Below are 25855 nucleotides of genomic sequence, written 5' to 3'. Positions count from 1 at the left end.
GCATGTTAATATCTGTTGCTATTAGCAAAATTTTCTAGCATTAATCCAAATCCAGGAGTGTAATGATTTGGTTATAATAAGCTATTTACGCATATATTCCTGCCATTGTACAATCAGATATTTATTTTTACCTGATTTTTTTAAATCTAGAAAACCATAATCATAAACAAAAAAGTATACATCCCCTCTGGAATTTTTCCAATAATGAGTGAAAAAACCGGGATTAAAACCGTCGTTTAGGAGTGCTGATTTCCTTACCGTAGTATACCCTTTGTAATTATAGGTTTTTAAAATCTTTCGGTTTATTTTTAGTTGACGATCGATCTCGATATAAAAAGCCTCTGTTTTTTGTCGTGTTTCATACTGGTGAACGGATTTACATTTGGTCGAACAAAATTTCTTATCCGACCTACCAATAATACGTGATTCACAAACCGGGCACCTCTTCATAGCAATAAACGTATATTATACGACTAATATACCGCTAATATTTTTAAAATGCTGTAATATTGAACAATGGGTTCGATTAAAAATATTACACTGTATAATCTGATGATCAATAATCAGAAGGTGATTGGTATCAGGTTCGCTCCAGATAAGGTTATACAGGCACTTATAAAAAGTCTGGATAGCCCAAAATGGAGCCCTAAGTACCATTTGGTCTATATTCCCAATAGCAAAGAAAATCTGGCACAATTGGATAATACGTTTAAAGGAGTTGCCTGGATCAATTATAATCGTTTCTTAACCAACAGGCCTATAAACACCGGTAATGAAAAGGTAGATGCGGATTGGTTTCGTCACAGAAGCCTCCCCGATAATTATCGCCGTTGTCCTGAAGATTACCTGCTTAAATTAGAACTGAAACGTTATGCCGTAAATACAGTACGAACCTATGTGACTTTTTTTGAACAGTTTATCAATTACTATCCCGATAAAGACCCATATACACTAAATGAAACGCATATACGCGCTTACCTGCAAAGGCTCATTCGCCAGGAAAAGTCAAACTCCTATCTCAACCAGGCCATCAATGCTATAAAATTTTATTATGAAGTGGTATTGGGTATGCCCAACCGTTTTTATGAAATCGAACGTCCCAGAAAAGCATATAGACTCCCACAGGTTATTTCGAGGGAGGAAGTGCTATCCATAATAGCCCATACCAACAATCTGAAACATAAATGCATAGTCCAGCTTATCTATGGTTCCGGCTTACGAAGAAGTGAATTACTGAATTTAAAAATTAATGATATCGATAGCAAGAGAATGCTGGTAAGGATAAAACAGGCCAAAGGGAATAAGGATCGACTAAGCCTATTATCCCATAATGCATTATTAAATTTACGCAGCTATTATAAAATCTGGAAACCCAAAGACTATCTCTTTGAAGGTCAAAAGGGGGATCGATATTCTGGCCAGGCCGTAGTAAATATCATAAAGAACGCGGCTCTAAAAGCTAAAATTGCTGTTCCAGTAACCCCGCATATGTTAAGGCATAGTTTTGCGACGCACTTGTTGGAGGCAGGGGTCGATTTGAGACAAATACAAGTTATACTGGGGCATCAATCCACAAAAACCACAGAAATTTATACGCACGTGGCTACAAATACTTTTAAAACAATAAAAAATCCACTAGATTAGTACTTTAACTAAAATGGATATAACACAACTTGTTGTGTTATCCGTACGTTGTGTGCAAGCTGAAAAAATGAAACCGATAATAAAAATATTGACCTTAGTTCTGCTATTCGGACTTCATAGTTGTGAATTCAACAATGAACGACAAGAATATGCTGAAATGCTAATTGAAAAGGTTGAGACATTTAAAAAGGAAAATAATCGACTTCCAAAAGATGTTTCAGAGCTTGGACTGACTGAAAAAATGGATAGTCCATCGTTTTATCAAATACAGACTGACTCAACTTATATGGTTTGGTATGGTCTAAGTGTTGGAGAATCGAAAGTTTACAGGTCGTCAACAAAAAAATGGACAGAAGAAGGATGAAAAAACTGTACATAATATTTGGCCTTTGTTTTTTAGGTTCTTGTGGGGCTGAACAACTCGATTTTGAGAAATCCAGATGGAATGAAAGCGTTGATGGATTTTATAAGTATAGAGAATCTATGGCAAAAGACCTGATGGAAAATCACTTGGAAAAAGGAATGACCTTTCACCAATTAACTGACTTAATCGGACAACCTGAAAACTTTGCCAACTTAAAAGAGAATACCATCGGTTACACTTTAATGGAAGATTACGGTTGGGACATTGACCCAGTTGAAACAAAGACATTAATGATTGAGTTGACCGCAGATTCTTTAGTTCAAAATTTTAAAGTAGAACATTGGGAAAAATAAAGCCAGCACACAACACGGTATATAGCAAATAGGGCGTTCAGTGGTTTACGAAAGTTCAGTGCTATCTACCAACACCGCCAAATCGTTGATTTGGCTTTTAAAAAATGAATAAGTTAAAAACAAAATACAACGCTTTGGCTCAGAGCAAACTCGAAAGTTTATCTCTTTCTACTGCCCTACTTGCCATATACTAAACGTTGCCCACAATATGAGAAAACTGCTTGCCTTAACATTAATTATTTCTTTAAACTCGTGTTTTTTCTATAAAAAAGACGGAATAGAAGTTAATATTAAAAATAATTCAAGCGAAACAATATCTAAAATTGAATTTACTACAAGCGAAAAAGTCAAGTTTTTAAATTTTGACAGTATAGAACCAAATAAATCTGTTAGAGAATTTTTACCAATGAGTAAGAACGAATCTGATGGAGCTTATTTGTTAACCTTTGAAAGAGCAGATGGAAAAAATGAAACATGCGGTGGCGGATATTATACGAATGGAAGTTCGCTTGACCATTGGGTAGATTTTTTTGTAGAAAATGATACGACTATTGTGAAATTCGATGCGCCAATTTATTAAACAAAATGAGAAAAATATTTTATACAGTACTAACAATTCTGATATTTCAAACTGGCATTTCACAAGAAATAACTGAATCTGATTTACTCGGAGAATGGACATTTATTGAATTGCAGGATGAGAATGGAGATAAACAAACAAAAATTCCTTTGACAAGATTTGGACGTGATATGGGAATTGAAAACGTAAATCGAGATAGTTATATTTTCAATGATGATGGAACTTATAAAAGTTTTAATCCTCTGAATATTTCATACGGAACATGGTTCTTAGACAAAGAAACAAATGAAATTAATCTCGAATTGCGAATTGAACCAGAAAGTCCTTATCTGCCTTCACTAAAAAAAGCTAAAATTGTAACTAAAAGAAAAGATGGCTTTTATTATCAAAAGCCAGTCAAGAAAAGAATTTTAATTTTTGAAATTGACTCAATGACAATTGCTGACAGGGAAAAATACGTATTGATTTATGAACGGAAATAAATACTGTGGGCAACAATGCGTATAGCCAATTGCGGCTAAATACTTAATCGATATTCGATCTTTTTAGCTATATTTATTTTAAGCGGATAAAACCTGGATAATCAACCCGCAACTGTCCATACTCAAAACCGTTGGCAACAAGCTGAAGAAAATCACGAATGAAAAAAATTTTTATACTTAAAGGAAAGTCTGAAACAGGAAAAACAACAAAAATTAATCAAATTGTTGATTGGATAATTTCTAATTATGGTTGTTCAAACACAGTAGGTTTTGACTCAACAAATCTTTTGAAAGACACTCACGGAGTTTTAAAAATTAAAAAACTATCGATAGGTATTAATTCATCTGGAGATACTGAATGGGAAGTTAAAAAAATTGATAACTTAAAAGTTGAAAGCTCTGAATTAATAAATTCACCTGATATAATTATTTGTTCGTGTAGAACTAAAGGAAAAGGAAGAAAGCATTTGATTGACAATTATAATTATTCTAAAGGCTGGTTGAGAGTTTTTATCAATGTTGAGGAATTCAACAAACTAGATTTAAAAAATCAAAAAGCCAGAGATACAAGGATATTGAAAGAAATAAAAACTTGGTTGACAGGATTAGAAAAATTATAACCTATGGAAAGAGAGATAAGAAATAAATTAATCGAACTTGCTAGAAATAAAACACCTTGGAGCTATTCTCAACTTAATGAACAACTATTATTAGGTCTAAACTTCAACAATGGTTACGACAGAGAAATTATTGGAGAATTTCTTGGAAATATATCTATACACGAATATCATAAAGGTAGACCGTTATTAAGTTCGCTAATAATTCATAAATCAAAAGATAGAGAACAAGGAGATGGATTTTATAAACTTTGTAGTGAAATCTACGGAAAAGACTGGGAAGAGTTGAAATCAGATAAAGATTTTGAATTGGAACGTATGAAAGAGTGTTATTCGTTTTGGAAAGACAATGACAATTACAAAAAATATAAAAATGATTATTAAAGCCAGTTGCCAACAATGGCTATAAGTAATTGCTTGTTCTCGCCTACTTCTGAAAATCCTCGCGGATTTTCAGTTTGGTGTGTACTTGCAAAGTTAAGTGCTAAACCACGCAACTACTCATAGCCGAGACCGTCAGACTGTCTCAAAACCTAAGAATTTTGTATTTTTAGGATATGGAATACCAACAAGGACAAGACCGCGAACAGCTCAGCCTTTATTCGACCTGTTTGGATGATATGATCCCAGAGGATAACAGCGTACGGCTTATTGATCAATTCGTCAACTTGATCGATTTATCACAGATGGGCTTTCAAACTATAGGAACTCAAGGGAGGCCGCCTTATGACCCCGCAGATCTGCTCAAACTCTTTATCTATGGCTATATGAACCAGATGCGATCGTCCCGAAGATTGGAGAAAGAGGCTTATCGTAACATTGAAGTGATCTGGCTGATTAAAAACTTAAAACCCGATCACAATACCATTGCCCGGTTTAGAAAAGAAAACCCAAAAGCCATCCGAAAGGTGTTCCGGCAAAGCGTGGCTATCGCCCGTAACTTCAACCTGATCGGGGGAACACTTATTGCCGGGGATTCTACCAAGCTAAGGGCGCAAAACAGCAAAAAAAATAACTACAACAAAAAGAAAATACAGCGGCACTTAGAGTACATCGATAGAAAGCTCGAAGAGCATAACCAAGAACTGGCCAAGGCTGATGGCGATCAGAAAAAAACCGAAGAAATTAAAGAACAAATTAAAGGGCGCAAACAGCAACAGACCAAATACCGGGCAATACAAAAACAATTAGACAAGGATGCTTCTTCTGAAAACCCACAACGATCGACCTCTGATCCTGATAGCAGACATCAAATTGTAAGGGGAACCGTTACCGAGGTCTGCTACACCGCGCAAACGACCGTAGATGCCAAACATAAGTTACTGATCGATTATAAACTCACCAATCAGAATGATAAAAAAGCAATGGGCTTCATGCTCAGAAGGGCCAAGTCCATTTTACGATCAAATTCCTTTACTGCACTCTATGATAAAGGCTATCATACCGGGAGCGAGTTCCATATTGCCGATAGTCTGGGTATCGATACCCTGGTGGCCATTCCGGCCATTGGACGTAAAAGTCAGGCGCCAGATCCTAAATACAATGCTAAAAACTTCATTTATAATCCTGATGATGACGCCTATACTTGCCCCCAGGGAAATACTTTATACAGCAATGGCTCCTGGTACAAAGCCCGAAACTATACGTTTAAACAATACAAGACCAAGGCCTGTAAGGAATGCCCGGTACGCAGCAAGTGTACCACGGCCAAAGCTAACGGTAAGATTATACAGCGCACTCAATTTACCCAGAACATCCAAGGCAACGCCAAGCGGGTCGAACAAAGCGGAGAGCTTTATAAAGAGAGGCAGGCGCTGGTCGAGCATCCCTATGGCACTATGAAGCGCCAATGGGGTTTTGATCATATCATGACCAAAAGGGGCATCAAAGCAGCTGCTGCAGATTTTGGACTCATCGCTCTGGCTTATAATTTAAGAAGATTATTCAATAGTAAAATCGCCTTACAGCAACTCATCGTAGCCCTGTTTTTAACCTTCAAGAAGTGTATAAAAGCCTCTATAAGACGGAATAAAGCTTTTACCGAATGCACAACAAAAAATACTGATCAGAGTATAAATTTTGTTTTCAATACTAATTTCAACTATTTTTAAAACCAAATATGGTAGTTTTGAGACAGACTGCCGTTGGCACCAATTATGAAAAAAATCCTGCAAATAACAATCTTTCTATTTTCAATTGGAGTTTTTGCTTGCGATTGCGATCCGCCGAAAATAACTGAAAAATATACTCAATCTGATTTTGTTGCTAATGTGACAATAATTAAAATCTATCCAAATCAAAAGAACGAACACGGATATAGAGCAGATATTAAAATTAATGAGCTGTATAAAGGCGACCGATTAAAATCAATTTATGTATATGGGAGAAGTGACAATGGAATTGGAACTTCTTGTGATATTTACATTCCAGAAAACACAAATTTAATTGCCTATGCAAGTAAAAACAAAGATGGAAATTACGGAATTGGAATGTGTTCTGGTTTACTTTATTTGAACAAAACAAATCAGAAACGACAGAAAAGAGAATTAGACATTCTAAAAACTTTCAAGTCAAAAAACATAAATTTTACGGACAAAATAAGTTATCGAGAAAAAGCGAAACTTCATAAAGAATTACAGCAGTTCAAAGGAATTGAACTTGAGAAAAAATATGGGATTTATGAAATAACTTTTGCATCTGACTTGAGTATTAAAAACGTGATTGAAATAAGTGGATTTCAAAACCCAATCGACAAAAAATTAATTGAGATAATTAAAAAAACAGAATGGACAAGTTTTGACAAAGGGGTAAATGACAAAGTTCCTGGTAACAGTAAATTATTAATAGGAATTTATTTTTACCCAAAAGAAAAAGAAAATCCGAGTTTTTTAAGTCAATACTATCTTTGAAAATAACTGGTGGCAACAACGCGTATGGTCAATTGTGGCTAAATACTTAATCGATATTCGATGCTTTTAGCTATATTTATTTTAAGCGGACACAACCTGGCAAACCAAACCACAACTGTCCATACTCGGAACCGTCAGACTGTCTCAAAACCTAAGAATTTTGTATTTTTAGGATATGGAATACCAACAAGGACAAGACCGCGAACAGCTCAGCCTTTATTCGACCTGTTTGGATGATATGATCCCAGAGGATAACAGCGTACGGCTTATTGATCAATTCGTCAACTTGATCGATTTATCACAGATGGGCTTTCAAACTATAGGAACTCAAGGGAGGCCGCCTTATGACCCCGCAGATCTGCTCAAACTCTTTATCTATGGCTATATGAACCAGATGCGATCGTCCCGAAGATTGGAGAAAGAGGCTTATCGTAACATTGAAGTGATCTGGCTGATTAAAAACTTAAAACCCGATCACAATACCATTGCCCGGTTTAGAAAAGAAAACCCAAAAGCCATCCGAAAGGTGTTCCGGCAAAGCGTGGCTATCGCCCGTAACTTCAACCTGATCGGGGGAACACTTATTGCCGGGGATTCTACCAAGCTAAGGGCGCAAAACAGCAAAAAAAATAACTACAACAAAAAGAAAATACAGCGGCACTTAGAGTACATCGATAGAAAGCTCGAAGAGCATAACCAAGAACTGGCCAAGGCTGATGGCGATCAGAAAAAAACCGAAGAAATTAAAGAACAAATTAAAGGGCGCAAACAGCAACAGACCAAATACCGGGCAATACAAAAACAATTAGACAAGGATGCTTCTTCTGAAAACCCACAACGATCGACCTCTGATCCTGATAGCAGACATCAAATTGTAAGGGGAACCGTTACCGAGGTCTGCTACACCGCGCAAACGACCGTAGATGCCAAACATAAGTTACTGATCGATTATAAACTCACCAATCAGAATGATAAAAAAGCAATGGGCTTCATGCTCAGAAGGGCCAAGTCCATTTTACGATCAAATTCCTTTACTGCACTCTATGATAAAGGCTATCATACCGGGAGCGAGTTCCATATTGCCGATAGTCTGGGTATCGATACCCTGGTGGCCATTCCGGCCATTGGACGTAAAAGTCAGGCGCCAGATCCTAAATACAATGCTAAAAACTTCATTTATAATCCTGATGATGACGCCTATACTTGCCCCCAGGGAAATACTTTATACAGCAATGGCTCCTGGTACAAAGCCCGAAACTATACGTTTAAACAATACAAGACCAAGGCCTGTAAGGAATGCCCGGTACGCAGCAAGTGTACCACGGCCAAAGCTAACGGTAAGATTATACAGCGCACTCAATTTACCCAGAACATCCAAGGCAACGCCAAGCGGGTCGAACAAAGCGGAGAGCTTTATAAAGAGAGGCAGGCGCTGGTCGAGCATCCCTATGGCACTATGAAGCGCCAATGGGGTTTTGATCATATCATGACCAAAAGGGGCATCAAAGCAGCTGCTGCAGATTTTGGACTCATCGCTCTGGCTTATAATTTAAGAAGATTATTCAATAGTAAAATCGCCTTACAGCAACTCATCGTAGCCCTGTTTTTAACCTTCAAGAAGTGTATAAAAGCCTCTATAAGACGGAATAAAGCTTTTACCGAATGCAAAACAAAAAATACTGATCAGAGTATAAATTTTGTTTTCAATACTAATTTCAACTATTTTTAAAACCAAATATGGTAGTTTTGAGACAGACTGCCGTTGTGAGCAATAAGCGCGGCTTTTACACCGATAAAGGAGTATTTTCTAGAATCAAAAAAGGACGTAGCCTTTCGGAAGTGTGAGAGTTGGGGAATACAATTCCTCAACCCAGGCTTTTCGATGAGATCGTATGAAAGTGCACTTTCAAATACGAGCGAACTCGTATAAAAGCCTGAGTTAAGGTAGTGGATTTTTTTGACAAAATCAAGTACCTTAATCACAGTGGAGAAAGGCTACGGACTCCCCTATTTCCCTTTGATCCTAGAATTTTGACAATAACAGCACATATCAGTCCCGACCTTGATAATGAGCAATTATTGTCAAAAACATACTCTTTAATGATTGCGCCGCGCTTACTCCGTAATTTTTTGAATAAAGAACTTTAAAATATTTAAAAAGGCTACTGCTAAGGTCGGTTCAAAAAATTACTGCACACAACAGCGGATCATCGAAAATAGCCAAGTAGAGGCCTATTCGAAAAGTTTTACTATTTTTACTCTTAACGGTGATAACAAACTAGCCAGTAATGTAATGTCTACTTTCGATATCCGCAGACGTTGGCAGCAAGCTGAAATTCCACATAAAAAATAAATGTGCCTAAAGATAATATCTTAACATATATAAATTACAATCCGATTATCCAAGTTTTTGGCCTTTTCCTCTTATTAGTATTTCTTCAAATTTCGTTATTTTTAGTGGTGAATACGACTATTGGCACTTATGATCATACTAGATTCGCAATGGCTATTAGTATTGATCTAGGATTGTTAATTGTGGTTTGTTTTTATACGTATTATTATAAACATAATCCTTTTGAAAATGTAAAAATTCCTAATTTAAGGAATATTATGGTTTGTATTTTTGTAACAATTTTAATTGTTGTTATCTGGCCATTTCTGGATTTACCTGACCTTATAGATAAAATTATAAACAAAGAAAAAATTTACAACTATTCTTTACAAAAGATAACTTGGGATATAACAGGTTTCGAACAATTCTATTATTATTTAAGGACTCTTTTGTTAATGCCTATATTAGAAGAAACTTTTTATAGAAAAATAATCTTTGAAAAAATCAATGAAAAATATAAAACTATTACTGCTGTATTAATTTCAAGTTTTTTGTTCAGTTTGGGACACTTGGATTATTCGTTTTTTTCAACAGCATTTTTTATAGGAATAATTTTAAGTTTGGTTTATATTAAAACAAGAAATCTAGCAATACCCGTACTAATACATTCACTAATAAATTTATCTAATAATTTCTTTAGTTAAGTAAAGTAATTTTAATTATTTTCTAAAATAGAAAGAAAAAAGCCAGCTGCCAATAACTAAGTATTCGGCCCGCCGATAGGCCAGGGCTGAATATCTTGTTGACGGATCCGTTTCCTCCTTTATGGGGAATACCTTTTTACCCTGTATTATTCTGGAATTTTATTGGGGCAGATGAGCCACAATTTTTGTTGAGTTTTTTAGGCTCCAACATTTTTCTAGTTACTTAAATCTAGTTACGTATCGATTAGCCTCCTTTTCCGGTCCCTTTTTGAATAAATCCTTGGCTTTAGGACATAACTCTCCCGCCCCGCATGGTGCAGGCCAGTTTTTAAAAGCTATTAATGGATAAAAGTAGTTTTCTCCATTTATCTGGCGGTCCACGCTTATCGAAAGTTAGAGCGGTGACTAGTTTTCCCTTTTTGCAACTTGGACATTTGCCCAAGAGCAATGGAGGCTTTTTTTCGACAGGTTTTACTGGCACCCCTGCAAGGATATTTTGTAGGGCCGGTAGTTTATGCTTTTTCCAACTGCTGCTTAGGATGCCGTAATGCCTTATCCTTGTAAAACCTTTGGGCAGTACGTGCAGTGCAAATCGGCGCACGAACTCACGGGTATCCAGTATTAGTTGTCCTTTTTGGCCCGCTTTCCTGTAGTCCTTAATCTGGAAGGTTACCCTCCTTTGGGAGTTGTTTATTTGTTTTATCCGGTGATTGCTTATTGCGATCTTATGGGTGTAACGGCCCAGATATTCTACTACATATTTTGGGGTGTGGAATTGCTGCTTTGCATAGACTACCCAGTTTTTAGCAAAGAGCTTATCATAGATTTCCTGTGGTATGGCTATCTTTTGCTCTCGAAGCAGTGCACTATATTTTGCGCGGAATACCTTCCCCATGGATTTCACGTTGAACAGGTATTTTCCCTTGTTCCTTGCAGGTTTCCATTTGCCTGACCTCTTTACCGCACCTCCAGGAACAATACAATGCAAGTGCGGGTGCAGGCTCAGGTTTTGGCCCCAGGTGTGCAGTATGGCTATCATGCCCATTTGCCCGCCCAGGTGCTTGGGGTTCTCCCCGAACTGTCTAAGGGTGGACCAGGCCGCTTTGAACAAGCTCCCATAAATTATTTTGGGATGGGATAAAGCAAACGCATTCAGTTCCGAAGGGAGTGTGAAGACTACATGAAAATAAGGAACATTGAGCAGTTCACTTTCCCGTGCCTGTATCCACTGTTCGCGTTTATGGCCTTGACAGGTAGGGCAATGCCGGTTCCTGCAACTGTTGTAACTGATGTGGAGTTTATCACAGCAATCGCACTTATCGATATGTCCGCCCATAGCAGGGGTGCGGCATTTACGGATGGCATGAAGGGTACGCCTGTGCCAGCTCGTAAATGCCCGTGAGGAGATATAATCCTGCTCCATCTCCAGCACATCGGCCACCTTAAGGTGACTGCGCATTATTGAAAAAGGGTATCCAGGGGGCTAAACTTGCGTGAACTCCCAGTGTTGGCAACGTGTAAATATACCAGCGTTGTCTCGATAAAGGCATGTCCTAAAAGTTCTTTCAGGCTCATAATATTGAGTCCTGCCTCCAGCAAGTGCGTGGCGTAAGTGTGACGCAGGCAATGGGCGGTAATAGTCTTGTGGGTATTTACTTTACTTCGGTTCTCTTTGATGACCCATTGTATTGCGGTGGGGGTTATGGGCCGGGGGGCGCCATCATCGGTTACCTGGCTGTTGAAGAGGAAGGTTTTTGGAGATTCCGTTGCAATGTATTTTTTAAGTCCACGTGCCAAGTGCTCGCTAAGTGGCACATAACGGTCTACTTTGCCCTTCTGCTTTTTTACAAAAACAGTCTGTCGGTCAAAGTCTACATCGCAGAGCCGTAGGGCACAGAGTTCATAGCTCCTTAGTCCACACCCATACAGCATCCCCAGGATCAATCGGTGTTTGAGATATTTGGGTGCTTTGAGCAAGGTACGTACTTCAGCTTTGCTAAGCACTACAGGGAGTTGGTTCTGTCGCTTTATTTGGGGAAGCTTGACCTGCTTATCATTCAAGCCCAGGATCTTGTAGATGGCCCGCAGGCCGAAAATAGTGTGCTTGAAAAAACTTTCGGATGGGGTTTTGTGCAGGTTTTGGCAATGAAAAAGATAATCATTGATCATTTCAGTAGAGAGGGTCTCCGGGCTTTGCTTGTAGTGCAGGCCCAGGTGAGCCAGGCATCGCTTGTAGTTGTTCAGGGTACTTGCGGCTTTCCCATTGATCGAAAAGCTCTTACCAAGTTGTAAGCATAGGTTTTCAAAGCCAGGAACTTCTGCGATAGCGGTCTCTACTATCGTTTTACTTTTTTTTATACATAACGGTAAATTTTAGTTTATCTTAAATATAAGAATTGTTGTATTTTGGCTTAGTAAGCTTCCGACCGGTAGGGAGGATTCGTTCAACAACGCGTATGGACAATTGCGGCAAAATACTTAATCGATATTCAATGTTTTTAGCTATATTTATTGTAAGCGGAAAAAATCTAGCATATCAACCCGCAACAGGCCATACTCAAAACCGTTAGCATTAATTTTTCAACTAAACTATGACCAAAACTTTTCACGTAATTGCAGACGAAGCAAAATTCACAAAAGATATGCTTGCTAGTGGTGTGACGCAACTAGGAAAAGCTAATTATGGACAAAAGGGTATCTACTTTCAAGCTTTTACGAGTCTTTCAACAGGACTTGAAAGATTAGGAAAGTTATGTTTAATCCTTGACTATTATATAATTAATAATGGTGATTTTCCTTCAGAGAATTATGTGAAAAATAAAATTGGTCATGAACTATCGTTGTTATTTGATAAGTCAGAATCCATCATAATAAATCACGATATTGTTTTCGAATTCCAGAAAGAGCTTGACGATGTAATACATTCTAGAATTATTTCTATACTTACTAAATTTGCAATGGGTGATAGATACTCTAATATTAATTATTTAGTTAAGAGTAAATTTCAGAGTGACCCAATAAAACAATGGAGCGAAAATGTTGATAAACTAATATTTGATAAGAGGGTTTCTACTAAAAAAAAAGAACAAATAAGAGAAAATGCAAAAATTTCAGATATACTAATTGGTCAATTTTCATTAGTAAAACATTTCGATGAATCAAGAAACGAAATATCAGATATCGAAACAGCAAGTTATTTAACTGGTATGACTGAATCAATTACAAAATATCGTCAATTATACGTTCTACAAATTATAAGATATTGGGTTGAAATTTTATTCAAATTACAATACAAAGCTATGGCATTGAACAAAGGTGATATTCCATATATGTCAGAGATATTTGCAATATTCTATAGTTCGGATTCTTACTTTAAAACAAGGAAAACCTACGAGAAAAACTAATGCTAACAACGCGTATGGTCAATTACGGCTAAATACTTAATAGATATTCGATGTTTTTAGCTATATTTATTTTAAGCGGACAAAACCTGGCAAACCAACCCGCAACTGTCCATACTCGAAACCGTTACCTGCAAGCTAAAAAATGAACTCAATTGACACATTAGTAAAAGAGATTGAAAATCAGAACTTATGGGAGAAAGATTTGGCTCTCACCCGAAATGAATATTTGAAAGTTCAAGGTAGTATAGACACCAATCTTTATTTTATCTTAAAAGGTAGTTTACGTATTTTTATTATTGATGAATACGAAGAGCATACGATAAGGTTTGGCTATAAAAACAATCTTATTGCCTCTCTTGACTCATATATTACAAGTAAACCATCAGATTTGTATATTCAGGCTATTAAAAAAACCGAATTAAAAGTTATTTCAAAAGAGAGCTTTACGAACTTCATCTGGAGTTCAGAAGAATATTTAAAAATATGGCTGGATATGGTAAATGGACTTGTTTACCAACAAATGGAGCGTGAACGAGACATTTTAACAACATCTCCATTGGAAAGGTATAAACGTGTTTTAAAAAGAAGTCCTCAGTTATTTCAAGAAATACCCAATAAATATATTGCTTCATACTTGAGAATGACACCAGAAACTCTTTCAAGACTAAAAAAATCTTGATTTCAATCAAGATTTCATAATTAATTTGTTTTCAATTTTGTAGAAAAACGAGTAATGAAGATAAAAACAGAATTCCTGATATTAGACTTAATTGAACGAACAAGAAAAAATATCAATCAAGTAGAAAAATTATACCAATTAACAGAAAAAGAACTCAACAAAAAGAAAAACCAAGAAACTTGGAGCGTTCTCGAATGCATTGAACATCTAAATTTATACGGTGAATTTTACATTTCCGAAATAGAGCAAAAAATAAATAAAAGTAAGACAAATCCCGAAACATTTTTTAAATCTGGAATCATAGGTAATTATTTCGCTAAGAGTATGCTGCCTTCAGAAAAGATGAAAAAAATAAAAACATTCAAAGATAAAGATCCAAACGGCACCAATTTAAACAAAAAAACGATAGATAAGTTTTTGGAACAGCAGAGACAAATTCTCGGACTTTTAAATAAATCAAAAAAAATAAGTTTAAGCAAAACGAAAACATCAATTAGCATATCAAAACTTATAAAATTAAAATTAGGAAACACTTTGAGAGTTTTAATTTATCATAATGAAAGACATATTGAACAGGCGAAAACAGCATTGGAATAAAGCCAGCAGGTAACAACGTATAACAACAATTGCGGCTTTTTGTCCTTCGGACACAGCCGCGCAAGCATAAAAGTCGAGAATTTTAGCTATCTTAGTTTTCAACCAACCCGCAACTGATTGTTATACAAGACCGTTACCTGTAATGTCGAAAATAATATGAGAGTAAAATATCGTAATCAACTTTATCGGATAATAACTGAAAACAATTTTGAACCTCAAGATTTTGAAATTTTAGAAAAAAGTATTGATAATTTACCTTCAATCATTTTAAAGTATAAAAATTCGCCATTCGAATTTGTTATAAGAAATTCAATGAATAGCTACGAATTGTTTGATTATCAATATACAGAATACGGTCCACAATATAATTTATCTGCTATTTATCCGAATTCAGAATTTACTGAATTTGAAACTGTTTTATCAGAATTTGAAGATTGGTTATATACTACATTAAAAGAATATATTGAAGACCAAAATGAAATTGATTTATGGTCACAAATAAAATTTAATAGAGAGTCTCTTGATATTAATTCAATTAATTTTGAAAATAAAGAGCGATTTTTAATCGAGGAAAGAAAACAAATTAGCCTAGCTATTAATGAACTTAAATTTTTAATCAATGAAAGATTTGAAACTAATGAGAATGAACAAAAAATAATAAATGACCGATTGGAGTATTTAATTGAAGCCACTGAAAGGTTAAATAAATATGATTGGAAAAGTTTAGTCATATCTACACTTCTAAGTATTTCAATTGCCTTATCATTAGATACTAATAAAGGAAAGTTGCTTTTTGAATTATTTCGGAAAGTATTTTTACAAATTCAAACTATAGGACAATAACACTACAGGTAACAACGTATATAACAAATAGCTACGTCTTTTCTAAACCGAAAATTTTGGTATATTTGGTAAGTCGCCAAATCTTTTGATTTGGCTTTTGAAAAGTAAAGATAAAAGCAAAATACAAAAGATTTGACTTGTTGCGTTGCGGAAAAATACTTGCTTATTTGTACGCTACTTGTCATATACAAACACGTTGTAAAACATTTTATGAAAAGTACATTTAGACTAATACTGAAAATACTAAAGTGGATTGGTAAAATTTTAGCTGGTCTAGTTATTTTATTATTAATATCAGGCCTGTGTTTTCGCTTATTTGGTAGAAAACCAGTTCCTCCAGGAAAATTAGTTGATGTAAATGGAACTAAACTTCATATAATAGCAGAAGGCCAAAAGAATGAATTACCAACTATTATACTTGAAGCTGGCGCAGGCAGTAATACAGATATGGCACACTGGATTGCAAAAGGATTAAAAAAGAAGATGAGAGTTATCCGTTATGATAGAGAAGGAAAATGGTTTAGCGAAAATAGTAAAAACAGTATTTCACCAGAATTCTATGCCAAGCAACTTCATCAGTTACTTGAAAATAATGGAGAAAATCCGCCGTATATTTTGGCCGGTCATTCTATGGGTGGGCCATATAATCTAATATTTAAAGATCTTTATCCTAATGAAGTAAAAGGAATGGTCTTAATAGATTCAAGCCATCCCGATCAATGGGAGCGATTAGAACAAGATGAATTGTTTAATGATACTCAAATTGCTTTAGTTAAAACTATTTCTTTTCTTGCTGATATTGGTATTGTAGGAGCTTTCAATTCAGTATTTAAGTCTGAACCAAAGAATGATGGCTTACCAAAAAATCTTCATATTCGATCGCATAATTTAACTGCTTATTCTGGAAAAGTCTTTAATAGGTATATCAAAGAAAATGAAATTAATGAAATGATTCTTAATAGAGCTAGTCAAATTAAAAGTTTAGATTCCTTACCTTTATTAGTGTTCACAGCAACTGAACAATATGAAGAATCGCAAAAAGAAAAATATAGAAACGAAGGTATCGATCCTAATGAGGAATTGCAAATATGGTATGAAATGCAAAAGGAACTTAAAGAACTATCTAGTAACGGTAAACAATTTATACTAGATGCCAATCACGGCTCTATAATAACAAGAAAAGAAAATGCTGAGATAATTAATAATCAAATACTTTTGATGACAGAAACAATTGATTAGAATAGTAAAAAACGTTTTACAACAACGCGTATGGTCAATTGCGGCTAAATACTTATTCGATATTCGATGTTTTTAGCTATATTTATTTTAAGCGGACACAATCTGGCAATCCAGCCCGCAACTGTCCATACTCGAAGCCGTTAGCATACATTACGAACGAATGAAAAGATTTCCAGTTTTAATAATTACAAATTCTGCAAGTGATTTAAGTAAACTTGAATTTCCTGAATTTAGAATAGTAAACACAAAATCTGAGTATTTCAAGAAGTTTTTAGCAGACACGGAAGTCCCTGAATTTAGTTTTGCTTTAGAAATAGAAGAAAGTTTCGAGGAAGATGGAAAAGAACGATATGCAATAATACACAAGGACTTATCTCAAAAATTTGGAAATAAAAAAATCTATGATGCATTTAATTTTCTAGTATTACTATTTCCAAGCAATCTAGCGGTAGACCATATTGTTGACTTTAATTTTATAAATGGAAAACTGGTACATCGAAGCAGTTTTAAAACTGACATTTTTAATGAAGAAGATGAGGGATTTTTAAAATTTAATGAAGACAAAAGTCATACTATCAACGAGTTCATCAAAAACTATGCTCAGACTTATAATGAAATTGGCTATTTAAAATCATCTGCTCAGAATTATATGAACGCTTTTGATAATACTCATTATTATCATTTCTCATATATAGCACTTTGCATAAGTCTTGAAAGTATTACAAATGGAAACACCGAATTATTATATCGGATTAGAAGAAATGTGGCTGTAATTTGTGGAAAAGATTCTGAAACAAGTCAAATAATATTTGACAACATAAATACCATTTATAAACTAAGAAGTAAAATTGTTCACGGTTCGGATTTTTCAGATGAGAAGGTTTATGAATATCTAAATTATCTTCAATCAATAGTTTCTAAAACTATAATTGAATTAATAATTCATAACATTCCTAACTTAGAGTTACTTAATAAAAAGATAACCTCTTTAGGTTTCGGAAATAGAGACAAGTTATCTGAGAATTGGACAGAAATCTTATTGAATGATAATATTGAGAAAATTATTTACGAAAAAATATAACGTATGCTAACAATGGCTATAAGTAATTGCTTGTTCTCGCCTACTTCCGAAAATCCTTGCGGATTTTCAGTTTGGTGTGTACTTGCAAAGATGAGTGCTAAACCACGCAACTACTCATAGCCGAGACGTTGTACGCAATAAGCGCGGCTTTTACACCGATAAAGGAGTATTTTCTAGAATCAAAAAAGGACGTAGCCTTTCGGAAGTGTGAGAGTTGGGGAATGCAATTCCTCAACCCAGGCTTTTCGATGAGATCGTATGAAAGTGCACTTTCAAATACGAGCGAACTCGTATAAAAGCCTGAGTTAAGGTAGTGGATTTTTTTGACAAAATCAAGTACCTTAATCACAGTGGAGAAAGGCTACGGACTCCCCTATTTCCCTTTGATCCTAGAATTTTGACAATAACAGCACATATCAGTCCCGACCTTGATAATGAGCAATTATTGTCAAAAACATTCCCTTTAATGATTGCGCCGACCTTACTCCGTAATTTTTTGAATAGTTGAAATAGAAGAACTTTAAAATATTTAAAAAGGCTACTGCTAAGGTCGGTTCAAAAAATTACTGCACACAACAGCGGATCATCGAAAATAGCCAAGTAGAGGCCTATTCGAAAAGTTTTACTATTTTTACTCAAAACGGTGATAACAAACTAGCCAGTAATGTAATGGCTACTTTCGATATCCGCAGACGTTACCTACAAGATGAAAGCAAAATTTTTCTTCCTATTCTTTTTAGTTATCCAACAATCATTTTCACAAAATAGATTAGAGGGAATTGTACTTGACCAAGAAACAAACAAGCCAATTGAATACGTGGACATTTACAATGATCAAGATTATACTTCGACCAACGAAGAAGGAAAATTTTTATTCGTTTCCAAAGGAGATTCTTTGAAAATAGGCGTTTTAGGTTATGATCCAATATTCACAACTTTTGAAATGCTAAAAAGTGATACGATTTTATTGAGCAAAAAAATTCAAAATCTTGATGAAGTTCTAATTAATTCAGATTCTAACCTTTTCACATCTGTACTAAAAAAATTAGATGAAAATTATCCTTTAGAATCCTATAAAGAAAAGTTCTTTTTGAGGAGTGTGCTAAAACGAAATGATGAAATAATCAAATTAGTAGATTTTAGTGGAAGAATAGAACGAAAGACACTTTTCTCTACTAAGAGCAATCCAATGCCAAAAAAGAACTATTTCATTGAAATTGAAAACTTGAGAAAAGCAGGAATTAAAGAAAAAAACATAAATTTTACACTTTCATCATTTGAAGAGCTTCTTAATAATTTCATTTCAATATATATGAGTCCTGAAATTTATGATTTTAAGTATATTCCTTATGATGATTCAAGATTGGTAAAACTTGAATTCTATCCAAATAGTACGAAAAAGGCAAATTCATACGGATATTATTTAGTGAATTTAGAGGATAAAGCTTTTAATGAAGTACAGATTTCAAATTCTCAGAATACAGATTACACTGAAAAAAGAAATATTAAGTACAGAACTACTGATTATGATATAAAAATAACTTTTAAAAAAGATCCACACGCAAAAAAATATTTTATAGATAAAGCTAGTATGTCGGCAACGGTAGAAGTTGTTCCTCAAGATGCAGAGAAAATAGTTTATACAGTAAGTTACAAATTATTAACTTTTGATAATTTTCAAAATTTTGAAATAGATAACAATATCAATTTAACCAAAGATATTTTTGATCTAAAAGAAGATTACGATCAATCATTTTGGGAAGCACAAGAATTTTTACTCTTAACAGAAGAAATGAAAGAATTTCTGAACAGTTTAAGCAACGAAAATAATGATTTTAAAAGTACCACCAACATTAAATCGTAATCCATACTGTAGGTAACATCGGTTCATCGCAAATAACGGGTATTGTAGAAAAAGTGTAATAATTTTATTAATCAAGAACAAAAATGGTTAAGCCGACAAGTTCTCGTCCCTACTCCCGCAACTTGCGATAACCGGAGCAGTTACCTACAATATGAAAAAATGTCAACTTTGTGGACAACAAAAAAATTTAATAAAAGCTCATATTATTCCTGAATTTATGTACAAGGAATTGTATAACGAAGAACATAGATTTTATGAATTTGCAAAAAAAGATATTTTAGAAGGGAAAAAACTAAAACCATTTGTACAAATTGGAGAATTTGACAAAAATATATTATGCTCTGAATGTGATAATGAAAGGTTAGGAAGTCTTGAAAAATATGCTCAAAAAGTATTATTTGGAGAAAAGCTAAAGGAAGCTGAAACTCCTAAATGCAAAAATTACAAAACAGGTGATTACGAATTTTCAGAATGTAAAAATGTTGATTATGGAAAAATTAAACTCTTTCTTTTATCAATTTTATGGCGTTCTGATATTACTACCAGACCGACTTTTGAATCAGTAAATTTAGGACCTCATTCTGATAAAATAAAAGATATGATTTGGAATTCTAATCCTGGAGACGAAAACGAATATCCAATAACGATTACAAGTTTTATTAGAGCAAATTATCACTATAAAGATTTAATACTTTCGCCAAGACGTATGAAGTCTAAAGATGGAATTAATTCTTATATATTCTCTATTGGTTCGTTTCAATTCCATTTTTATGTTAATTCATCTCAGCATAAACTGCCAGAATTTGTTTCTGAATTTACTTTAAAGAAGAACAACACTATGAAAACAGTCCATTTAAAAGACGGAATGGAAAAAGCATTAATTAATAAATTATCAGAATAAATACTGTAGGTAACACCGTATAACAACAATTGCGGCTTTGTGTCCTGCGGACACAATCGCGAAAGCATAAAAGTCGATAATTTTAGCTATCTTAGTTTTTAACCAATCCGCAACTGATTGTTATACAAGACCGTTGCCAGTAATTTGAAAAAGACCGTTTACATATTAATATTTCTAATAAATCTGACTTCATTTTCTCAAGAAAAAGATAGTCCTGACCGAATTTTGACTTATGGTACGCCAAACTATTCACATCAAAAAGCTAAAGAATTTGTTGGAAAAAGATGGGGAATTGAACTCTATCCTGTTGCCGCTTGTATCGTCTCAAGACAATTAGTAGATAGTGCAAATACGGCTAATTCCCAGCTTTGGAAAAAAATGGACAGTATTCACGGATTTGACTCTGAAAAAAAGTTTCGGGATGAAACAATAGCCGAAATGAAAAAGGTACTTGCAGTTGAAAAAATTTTTGAATCTGACAGACAAGTTAAAAAGCGGAAAAGAAAAATAGAGCGAATAAAAGAACAAACCAGCTCGAATCTTGAGGAGGTTTCTGCCGACGGAAATATATATTATTGGACCGTATACAGTTTTGAAAGTTACAATAATCCAGAATTTAAATGGAAACCCGAATTTAAAGTCGGAGTGAATTTAATTGAGAAGAAAACTGAAATAATTGAACTGGAATAAAAACTACTGGCAATAACTAAGTATTCGGCCCGCCGATAGGCCAGGGCTGAATATCTTGTTGACGGATCCGTTTCCTCCTTTATGGGGAATACCTTTTTACCCTGTATTATTCTGGAATTTTATTGGGGCAGATGAGCCACAATTTTTGTTGAGTTTTTTAGGCTCCAACATTTTTCTAGTTACTTAAATCTAGTTACGTATCGATTAGCCTCCTTTTCCGGTCCCTTTTTGAATAAATCCTTGGCTTTAGGACATAACTCTCCCGCCCCGCATGGTGCAGGCCAGTTTTTAAAAGCTATTAATGGATAAAAGTAGTTTTCTCCATTTATCTGGCGGTCCACGCTTATCGAAAGTTAGAGCGGTGACTAGTTTTCCCTTTTTGCAACTTGGACATTTGCCCAAGAGCAATGGAGGCTTTTTTTCGACAGGTTTTACTGGCACCCCTGCAAGGATATTTTGTAGGGCCGGTAGTTTATGCTTTTTCCAACTGCTGCTTAGGATGCCGTAATGCCTTATCCTTGTAAAACCTTTGGGCAGTACGTGCAGTGCAAATCGGCGCACGAACTCACGGGTATCCAGTATTAGTTGTCCTTTTTGGCCCGCTTTCCTGTAGTCCTTAATCTGGAAGGTTACCCTCCTTTGGGAGTTGTTTATTTGTTTTATCCGGTGATTGCTTATTGCGATCTTATGGGTGTAACGGCCCAGATATTCTACTACATATTTTGGGGTGTGGAATTGCTGCTTTGCATAGACTACCCAGTTTTTAGCAAAGAGCTTATCATAGATTTCCTGTGGTATGGCTATCTTTTGCTCTCGAAGCAGTGCACTATATTTTGCGCGGAATACCTTCCCCATGGATTTCACGTTGAACAGGTATTTTCCCTTGTTCCTTGCAGGTTTCCATTTGCCTGACCTCTTTACCGCACCTCCAGGAACAATACAATGCAAGTGCGGGTGCAGGCTCAGGTTTTGGCCCCAGGTGTGCAGTATGGCTATCATGCCCATTTGCCCGCCCAGGTGCTTGGGGTTCTCCCCGAACTGTCTAAGGGTGGACCAGGCCGCTTTGAACAAGCTCCCATAAATTATTTTGGGATGGGATAAAGCAAACGCATTCAGTTCCGAAGGGAGTGTGAAGACTACATGAAAATAAGGAACATTGAGCAGTTCACTTTCCCGTGCCTGTATCCACTGTTCGCGTTTATGGCCTTGACAGGTAGGGCAATGCCGGTTCCTGCAACTGTTGTAACTGATGTGGAGTTTATCACAGCAATCGCACTTATCGATATGTCCGCCCATAGCAGGGGTGCGGCATTTACGGATGGCATGAAGGGTACGCCTGTGCCAGCTCGTAAATGCCCGTGAGGAGATATAATCCTGCTCCATCTCCAGCACATCGGCCACCTTAAGGTGACTGCGCATTATTGAAAAAGGGTATCCAGGGGGCTAAACTTGCGTGAACTCCCAGTGTTGGCAACGTGTAAATATACCAGCGTTGTCTCGATAAAGGCATGTCCTAAAAGTTCTTTCAGGCTCATAATATTGAGTCCTGCCTCCAGCAAGTGCGTGGCGTAAGTGTGACGCAGGCAATGGGCGGTAATAGTCTTGTGGGTATTTACTTTACTTCGGTTCTCTTTGATGACCCATTGTATTGCGGTGGGGGTTATGGGCCGGGGGGCGCCATCATCGGTTACCTGGCTGTTGAAGAGGAAGGTTTTTGGAGATTCCGTTGCAATGTATTTTTTAAGTCCACGTGCCAAGTGCTCGCTAAGTGGCACATAACGGTCTACTTTGCCCTTCTGCTTTTTTACAAAAACAGTCTGTCGGTCAAAGTCTACATCGCAGAGCCGTAGGGCACAGAGTTCATAGCTCCTTAGTCCACACCCATACAGCATCCCCAGGATCAATCGGTGTTTGAGATATTTGGGTGCTTTGAGCAAGGTACGTACTTCAGCTTTGCTAAGCACTACAGGGAGTTGGTTCTGTCGCTTTATTTGGGGAAGCTTGACCTGCTTATCATTCAAGCCCAGGATCTTGTAGATGGCCCGCAGGCCGAAAATAGTGTGCTTGAAAAAACTTTCGGATGGGGTTTTGTGCAGGTTTTGGCAATGAAAAAGATAATCATTGATCATTTCAGTAGAGAGGGTCTCCGGGCTTTGCTTGTAGTGCAGGCCCAGGTGAGCCAGGCATCGCTTGTAGTTGTTCAGGGTACTTGCGGCTTTCCCATTGATCGAAAAGCTCTTACCAAGTTGTAAGCATAGGTTTTCAAAGCCAGGAACTTCTGCGATAGCGGTCTCTACTATCGTTTTACTTTTTTTTATACATAACGGTAAATTTTAGTTTATCTTAAATATAAGAATTGTTGTATTTTGGCTTAGTAAGCTTCCGACCGGTAGGGAGGATTCGTTCAACACCGTATATAAGCTATGGCTTGGTCAGTCCACACTTGGAAAATCCTGCGGATTTTCCAAAGCCAGTTTTTATCAGGAAAGGTCTGTGCCGAGACACGCCACAGCTCATATACAAAAACGTTGGCAACAAGCTAAAAAAACAATTGATCTATTTTCACATATCTAGATTTATAGATATATTTGTAATATGAATTTGAAGTCAGCAACTGAAATAGGAAAATGTTTATCTAATGAAACTAGGGTTCAAATAATGGAATGGTTGAAAGAACCCGAAAAAAATTTTCCGCCGCACGAAACATTAAAACATTTTAACGACGGTGTTTGTGTAACTTACATAAAAGAAAAATCGGGACTGTCTCAATCCACAATTTCCACTTATTTAACAAATATGGAAAAATGCGGGCTTTTAATTTCTTCAAGACACGGAAAATGGTCCTATCTAAAAAGAAATGAGGAAGTAATCAAACAATATTTAGATTTTATAAAATAAAAAAAATTAAAACAACATATCTATATTTCTAGAAATAAGGAAGTATAAAATTAATGATGTTTACCTAAAATGACCTATTAGTCACAAAATCTGATAATTATGGAATATAAAATTTTTCAAATAGACGCATTCGCTGATAAGGTTTTTTCAGGAAATCCGGCAGCGGTCTGTCCACTTGACCAGTGGTTGAATGATGACACATTGCAAAAAATAGCAATGGAAAATAATTTGGCTGCAACCGCTTTCTTTATAAAAGTAAACGAAAAATATGAAATAAGGTGGTTTACCCCCACGGCTGAACTTGAACTTTGCGGACACGGCACGTTGGCAGCAGCTTTTGTATTATTTAACTATGAAAACTACGACGGAAATACGATTAATTTTTATTCAAACAGAAGTGGGTCCTTAACGGTGACTAAGGAAGGGGAATTGATATCCTTGAATTTTCCGGCCAAAAATATCGAAAAAATAAAAATTTCAGAAGAAATAATAGCTGGATTTAATATAAGGCCCAAGGCTGCCTATAAAGGCAAAACAGACTTCCTGCTCGAATTTGAAAATGAAGATGAAATAAGAGGAATAATTCCTGTATTCAGCGCTATTTCAGAATTAAATGGCCGGGGTGTTATTATAACTGCTAAAGGCGATAAGGTTGACTTCGTATCTCGTTTTTTTGCCCCACAATCTGGCATTAATGAAGACCCGGCAACAGGTTCGGCACATACTACATTAATCCCCTACTGGGCAAAACAGCTTAATAAAAATGTTCTAACAGCAAGACAACTTTCAACTCGTAAAGGATATTTACAGTGTAAATATTTAAACGACCGAGTTGAAATACAAGGTCGGGGAAGATTGTATTTAACCGGTAGAATATCATTAACATAAAAACCAATAACTTAAAATATGAAAATTTTAATAATAGGAGGAAACGGAACCATAGGAAAAAAAGTAGTTTCTCATTTTGAAAAAGATAATGAGGTTTTAATCGCAGGTCGCACAAACGGAGATGTAACTTTGGAGATTTCCAACAGTAAATCGATTGGGGAAATGTTCGAGAAAACGGGAAAGTTAGATGCAATTATTTGCATTGCAGGAGAAGCAAAATGGGCTGATTTCAACGAACTGACCGAGGAAGATTACTATATTGGTTTAAAAAGTAAACTAATGGGTCAGGTAAATCTTGTGAGAATTGGTAAAGAGTTTTTAAACCCAAAAGGTTCAATTACGCTTACAACAGGTATTTTAGCTGATGAGCCGGTAGTTCAGACATCAAGTGCTGCAATGGTAAATGGTGCTGTTCACAGTTTTGTAAAAGCAGTAGTTCTGGAAATGGAGCATAATTTGAGAGTAAATGTTGTTTCTCCAGATATGGTAGAAGACGCTTATGAAAAATACAAGGATGTTTTTCCGGGTCATAACCCTGTACCGATGAGCAAAGTAATTAATGCTTATGTAAAAAGTGTAATGGGAAAAGTAAACGGAAAAATTATTCGGGTTAGTGCATAAAAAGCCAGTTGCCAATAACTAAGTATTCGGCCCGCCGATAGGCCAGGGCTGAATATCTTGTTGACGGATCCGTTTCCTCCTTTATGGGGAATACCTTTTTACCCTGTATTATTCTGGAATTTTATTGGGGCAGATGAGCCACAATTTTTGTTGAGTTTTTTAGGC

The 25855-nt window shown here is 35.8% G+C and carries 30 protein-coding genes; 25 read left to right on the top strand and 5 right to left on the bottom strand.

The window, feature by feature from the left end:
- Positions 1-81: 81 nt before the first annotated feature.
- Positions 82-450: a hypothetical protein gene (locus PBT91_RS05765; protein WP_270060821.1), complete on the bottom strand. Its 369-nt coding sequence runs from the start codon at positions 448-450 to the stop codon at positions 82-84.
- 66 nt (positions 451-516) lie between these two features.
- On the opposite strand from PBT91_RS05765, the gene xerA reads away from it, so the two are divergent.
- The 11 genes from xerA (at position 517) to PBT91_RS05710 (ending at position 9985) form a co-directional block, all read left to right on the top strand.
- On the top strand, positions 517-1644 hold the full coding sequence (xerA, locus tag PBT91_RS05760; protein ID WP_270060820.1) for a site-specific tyrosine recombinase/integron integrase: 1128 nt from the start codon (positions 517-519) through the stop codon (positions 1642-1644).
- 88 nt (positions 1645-1732) lie between these two features.
- Positions 1733-2008: a hypothetical protein gene (locus PBT91_RS05755; protein WP_270060819.1), complete on the top strand. Its 276-nt coding sequence runs from the start codon at positions 1733-1735 to the stop codon at positions 2006-2008.
- Positions 2005-2361, top strand: a complete 357-nt coding sequence (locus PBT91_RS05750) for a hypothetical protein (RefSeq protein ID WP_270060818.1) — start codon at positions 2005-2007, stop codon at positions 2359-2361. The genes PBT91_RS05755 and PBT91_RS05750 overlap by 4 nt, the downstream gene beginning before the upstream one ends.
- A 208-nt stretch (positions 2362-2569) precedes the next feature.
- The gene (locus PBT91_RS05745) at positions 2570-2941 is read left to right on the top strand and encodes a hypothetical protein (protein ID WP_270060817.1); all 372 of its coding nucleotides are present in this window, start codon (positions 2570-2572) and stop codon (positions 2939-2941) included.
- Positions 2942-2946: 5 nt separating this feature from the next.
- Positions 2947-3423, top strand: a complete 477-nt coding sequence (locus PBT91_RS05740; protein WP_270060816.1) for a hypothetical protein — start codon at positions 2947-2949, stop codon at positions 3421-3423.
- A 158-nt stretch (positions 3424-3581) separates the two neighbouring features.
- Positions 3582-4043 carry a hypothetical protein gene (locus PBT91_RS05735; RefSeq protein ID WP_270060815.1) on the top strand — a complete coding sequence of 154 codons (462 nt, stop codon included), beginning with the start codon at positions 3582-3584 and terminating at the stop codon, positions 4041-4043.
- A 3-nt stretch (positions 4044-4046) separates the two neighbouring features.
- Entirely contained in the window at positions 4047-4424 is a 378-nt protein-coding gene (locus tag PBT91_RS05730) for a hypothetical protein (protein ID WP_270060814.1), read from the top strand.
- A gap of 173 nt (positions 4425-4597) precedes the next feature.
- Complete coding sequence (locus PBT91_RS05725) at positions 4598-6151, top strand: IS1182 family transposase (protein ID WP_270060813.1); 1554 nt, start codon at positions 4598-4600, stop codon at positions 6149-6151.
- Between the two features lie 45 nt (positions 6152-6196).
- The gene (locus PBT91_RS05720) at positions 6197-6949 is read left to right on the top strand and encodes a hypothetical protein (protein WP_270060812.1); all 753 of its coding nucleotides are present in this window, start codon (positions 6197-6199) and stop codon (positions 6947-6949) included.
- A gap of 175 nt (positions 6950-7124) precedes the next feature.
- Positions 7125-8678, top strand: coding sequence for an IS1182 family transposase (locus tag PBT91_RS05715; RefSeq protein ID WP_270058335.1), 1554 nt, complete (start codon positions 7125-7127; stop codon positions 8676-8678).
- A 626-nt stretch (positions 8679-9304) separates the two neighbouring features.
- Positions 9305-9985, top strand: coding sequence for a CPBP family intramembrane glutamic endopeptidase (locus PBT91_RS05710; protein ID WP_270060811.1), 681 nt, complete (start codon positions 9305-9307; stop codon positions 9983-9985).
- 328 nt (positions 9986-10313) lie between these two features.
- Here PBT91_RS05710 and PBT91_RS05705 read toward each other — a convergent pair whose 3' ends face one another.
- Positions 10314-11444, bottom strand: a complete 1131-nt coding sequence (locus PBT91_RS05705) for an IS91 family transposase (RefSeq protein WP_443089621.1) — start codon at positions 11442-11444, stop codon at positions 10314-10316.
- Entirely contained in the window at positions 11444-11989 is a 546-nt protein-coding gene (locus PBT91_RS05700) for a tyrosine-type recombinase/integrase (RefSeq protein WP_270061433.1), read from the bottom strand. Before PBT91_RS05700 ends, PBT91_RS05705 begins: the two co-directional genes overlap by 1 nt.
- A 27-nt stretch (positions 11990-12016) precedes the next feature.
- On the opposite strand from PBT91_RS05700, the gene PBT91_RS05695 reads away from it, so the two are divergent.
- From PBT91_RS05695 to PBT91_RS05650, 10 genes are all read left to right on the top strand, one after another.
- Positions 12017-12277: a hypothetical protein gene (locus PBT91_RS05695; protein WP_270061489.1), complete on the top strand. Its 261-nt coding sequence runs from the start codon at positions 12017-12019 to the stop codon at positions 12275-12277.
- A 299-nt stretch (positions 12278-12576) separates the two neighbouring features.
- On the top strand, positions 12577-13389 hold the full coding sequence (locus PBT91_RS05690; protein WP_270060810.1) for a hypothetical protein: 813 nt from the start codon (positions 12577-12579) through the stop codon (positions 13387-13389).
- Between the two features lie 142 nt (positions 13390-13531).
- Positions 13532-14068 (top strand): Crp/Fnr family transcriptional regulator, encoded by a 537-nt coding sequence (locus PBT91_RS05685; RefSeq protein WP_270060809.1) that lies wholly within the window; start codon positions 13532-13534, stop codon positions 14066-14068.
- Between the two features lie 54 nt (positions 14069-14122).
- On the top strand, positions 14123-14665 hold the full coding sequence (locus PBT91_RS05680; RefSeq protein ID WP_270060808.1) for a DinB family protein: 543 nt from the start codon (positions 14123-14125) through the stop codon (positions 14663-14665).
- A 156-nt stretch (positions 14666-14821) separates the two neighbouring features.
- Positions 14822-15508, top strand: a complete 687-nt coding sequence (locus tag PBT91_RS05675; protein ID WP_270060807.1) for a hypothetical protein — start codon at positions 14822-14824, stop codon at positions 15506-15508.
- 210 nt (positions 15509-15718) lie between these two features.
- Positions 15719-16747, top strand: coding sequence for an alpha/beta fold hydrolase (locus tag PBT91_RS05670; protein WP_270060806.1), 1029 nt, complete (start codon positions 15719-15721; stop codon positions 16745-16747).
- 160 nt (positions 16748-16907) lie between these two features.
- Complete coding sequence (locus PBT91_RS05665; protein WP_270060805.1) at positions 16908-17828, top strand: HEPN domain-containing protein; 921 nt, start codon at positions 16908-16910, stop codon at positions 17826-17828.
- Between the two features lie 706 nt (positions 17829-18534).
- On the top strand, positions 18535-19692 hold the full coding sequence (locus PBT91_RS05660) for a hypothetical protein (RefSeq protein WP_270060804.1): 1158 nt from the start codon (positions 18535-18537) through the stop codon (positions 19690-19692).
- Between the two features lie 151 nt (positions 19693-19843).
- Positions 19844-20593, top strand: a complete 750-nt coding sequence (locus PBT91_RS05655; protein ID WP_270060803.1) for a hypothetical protein — start codon at positions 19844-19846, stop codon at positions 20591-20593.
- 144 nt (positions 20594-20737) lie between these two features.
- Positions 20738-21283 carry a hypothetical protein gene (locus PBT91_RS05650; protein ID WP_270060802.1) on the top strand — a complete coding sequence of 182 codons (546 nt, stop codon included), beginning with the start codon at positions 20738-20740 and terminating at the stop codon, positions 21281-21283.
- A gap of 288 nt (positions 21284-21571) precedes the next feature.
- Here PBT91_RS05650 and PBT91_RS05645 read toward each other — a convergent pair whose 3' ends face one another.
- Positions 21572-22702, bottom strand: coding sequence for an IS91 family transposase (locus PBT91_RS05645; protein WP_443089621.1), 1131 nt, complete (start codon positions 22700-22702; stop codon positions 21572-21574).
- Positions 22702-23247 carry a tyrosine-type recombinase/integrase gene (locus PBT91_RS05640; protein ID WP_270061433.1) on the bottom strand — a complete coding sequence of 182 codons (546 nt, stop codon included), beginning with the start codon at positions 23245-23247 and terminating at the stop codon, positions 22702-22704. Before PBT91_RS05640 ends, PBT91_RS05645 begins: the two co-directional genes overlap by 1 nt.
- Positions 23248-23274: 27 nt before the next feature.
- Between PBT91_RS05640 and PBT91_RS05635 the strand changes: the two genes are divergently transcribed.
- The 4 genes from PBT91_RS05635 to PBT91_RS05620 all read left to right on the top strand — a co-directional run bounded on the left by PBT91_RS05635 (position 23275) and on the right by PBT91_RS05620 (position 25690).
- Positions 23275-23535, top strand: coding sequence for a hypothetical protein (locus tag PBT91_RS05635; RefSeq protein ID WP_270061489.1), 261 nt, complete (start codon positions 23275-23277; stop codon positions 23533-23535).
- Positions 23536-23941: 406 nt separating this feature from the next.
- Positions 23942-24181, top strand: a complete 240-nt coding sequence (locus PBT91_RS05630) for an ArsR/SmtB family transcription factor (RefSeq protein ID WP_443089636.1) — start codon at positions 23942-23944, stop codon at positions 24179-24181.
- 99 nt (positions 24182-24280) lie between these two features.
- Positions 24281-25069, top strand: coding sequence for a PhzF family phenazine biosynthesis protein (locus tag PBT91_RS05625; protein ID WP_270060800.1), 789 nt, complete (start codon positions 24281-24283; stop codon positions 25067-25069).
- Positions 25070-25087: 18 nt separating this feature from the next.
- Positions 25088-25690: a short chain dehydrogenase gene (locus PBT91_RS05620; RefSeq protein ID WP_270060799.1), complete on the top strand. Its 603-nt coding sequence runs from the start codon at positions 25088-25090 to the stop codon at positions 25688-25690.
- The last annotated feature ends 165 nt before the right edge of the window (positions 25691-25855 follow it).

The sequence above is a fragment of the Zunongwangia sp. HGR-M22 genome, assembly GCF_027594425.1.
Classification (GTDB): domain Bacteria; phylum Bacteroidota; class Bacteroidia; order Flavobacteriales; family Flavobacteriaceae; genus Zunongwangia.
Note: the sequence above shows the minus strand (reverse complement) of the source record. Positions and strands in the feature narration are given on the sequence as shown.

Coding starts and splice junctions, on each gene's coding strand:
- PBT91_RS05725 (WP_270060813.1), top strand. CDS start 4,598: ATGGAATACCAACAAGGACAAGACCGCGAACAGCTCAGCCTTTATTCG.
- PBT91_RS05740 (WP_270060816.1), top strand. CDS start 2,947: ATGAGAAAAATATTTTATACAGTACTAACAATTCTGATATTTCAAACT.
- PBT91_RS05625 (WP_270060800.1), top strand. CDS start 24,281: ATGGAATATAAAATTTTTCAAATAGACGCATTCGCTGATAAGGTTTTT.
- PBT91_RS05690 (WP_270060810.1), top strand. CDS start 12,577: ATGACCAAAACTTTTCACGTAATTGCAGACGAAGCAAAATTCACAAAA.
- PBT91_RS05685 (WP_270060809.1), top strand. CDS start 13,532: ATGAACTCAATTGACACATTAGTAAAAGAGATTGAAAATCAGAACTTA.
- PBT91_RS05680 (WP_270060808.1), top strand. CDS start 14,123: ATGAAGATAAAAACAGAATTCCTGATATTAGACTTAATTGAACGAACA.
- PBT91_RS05705 (WP_443089621.1), bottom strand. CDS start 11,444: ATGCGCAGTCACCTTAAGGTGGCCGATGTGCTGGAGATGGAGCAGGAT.
- PBT91_RS05675 (WP_270060807.1), top strand. CDS start 14,822: ATGAGAGTAAAATATCGTAATCAACTTTATCGGATAATAACTGAAAAC.
- PBT91_RS05660 (WP_270060804.1), top strand. CDS start 18,535: ATGAAAGCAAAATTTTTCTTCCTATTCTTTTTAGTTATCCAACAATCA.
- PBT91_RS05645 (WP_443089621.1), bottom strand. CDS start 22,702: ATGCGCAGTCACCTTAAGGTGGCCGATGTGCTGGAGATGGAGCAGGAT.
- PBT91_RS05655 (WP_270060803.1), top strand. CDS start 19,844: ATGAAAAAATGTCAACTTTGTGGACAACAAAAAAATTTAATAAAAGCT.
- PBT91_RS05745 (WP_270060817.1), top strand. CDS start 2,570: ATGAGAAAACTGCTTGCCTTAACATTAATTATTTCTTTAAACTCGTGT.
- PBT91_RS05720 (WP_270060812.1), top strand. CDS start 6,197: ATGAAAAAAATCCTGCAAATAACAATCTTTCTATTTTCAATTGGAGTT.
- PBT91_RS05750 (WP_270060818.1), top strand. CDS start 2,005: ATGAAAAAACTGTACATAATATTTGGCCTTTGTTTTTTAGGTTCTTGT.
- PBT91_RS05670 (WP_270060806.1), top strand. CDS start 15,719: ATGAAAAGTACATTTAGACTAATACTGAAAATACTAAAGTGGATTGGT.
- PBT91_RS05665 (WP_270060805.1), top strand. CDS start 16,908: ATGAAAAGATTTCCAGTTTTAATAATTACAAATTCTGCAAGTGATTTA.
- PBT91_RS05765 (WP_270060821.1), bottom strand. CDS start 450: ATGAAGAGGTGCCCGGTTTGTGAATCACGTATTATTGGTAGGTCGGAT.
- xerA (WP_270060820.1), top strand. CDS start 517: ATGGGTTCGATTAAAAATATTACACTGTATAATCTGATGATCAATAAT.
- PBT91_RS05620 (WP_270060799.1), top strand. CDS start 25,088: ATGAAAATTTTAATAATAGGAGGAAACGGAACCATAGGAAAAAAAGTA.
- PBT91_RS05630 (WP_443089636.1), top strand. CDS start 23,942: ATGGAATGGTTGAAAGAACCCGAAAAAAATTTTCCGCCGCACGAAACA.
- PBT91_RS05730 (WP_270060814.1), top strand. CDS start 4,047: ATGGAAAGAGAGATAAGAAATAAATTAATCGAACTTGCTAGAAATAAA.
- PBT91_RS05735 (WP_270060815.1), top strand. CDS start 3,582: ATGAAAAAAATTTTTATACTTAAAGGAAAGTCTGAAACAGGAAAAACA.
- PBT91_RS05715 (WP_270058335.1), top strand. CDS start 7,125: ATGGAATACCAACAAGGACAAGACCGCGAACAGCTCAGCCTTTATTCG.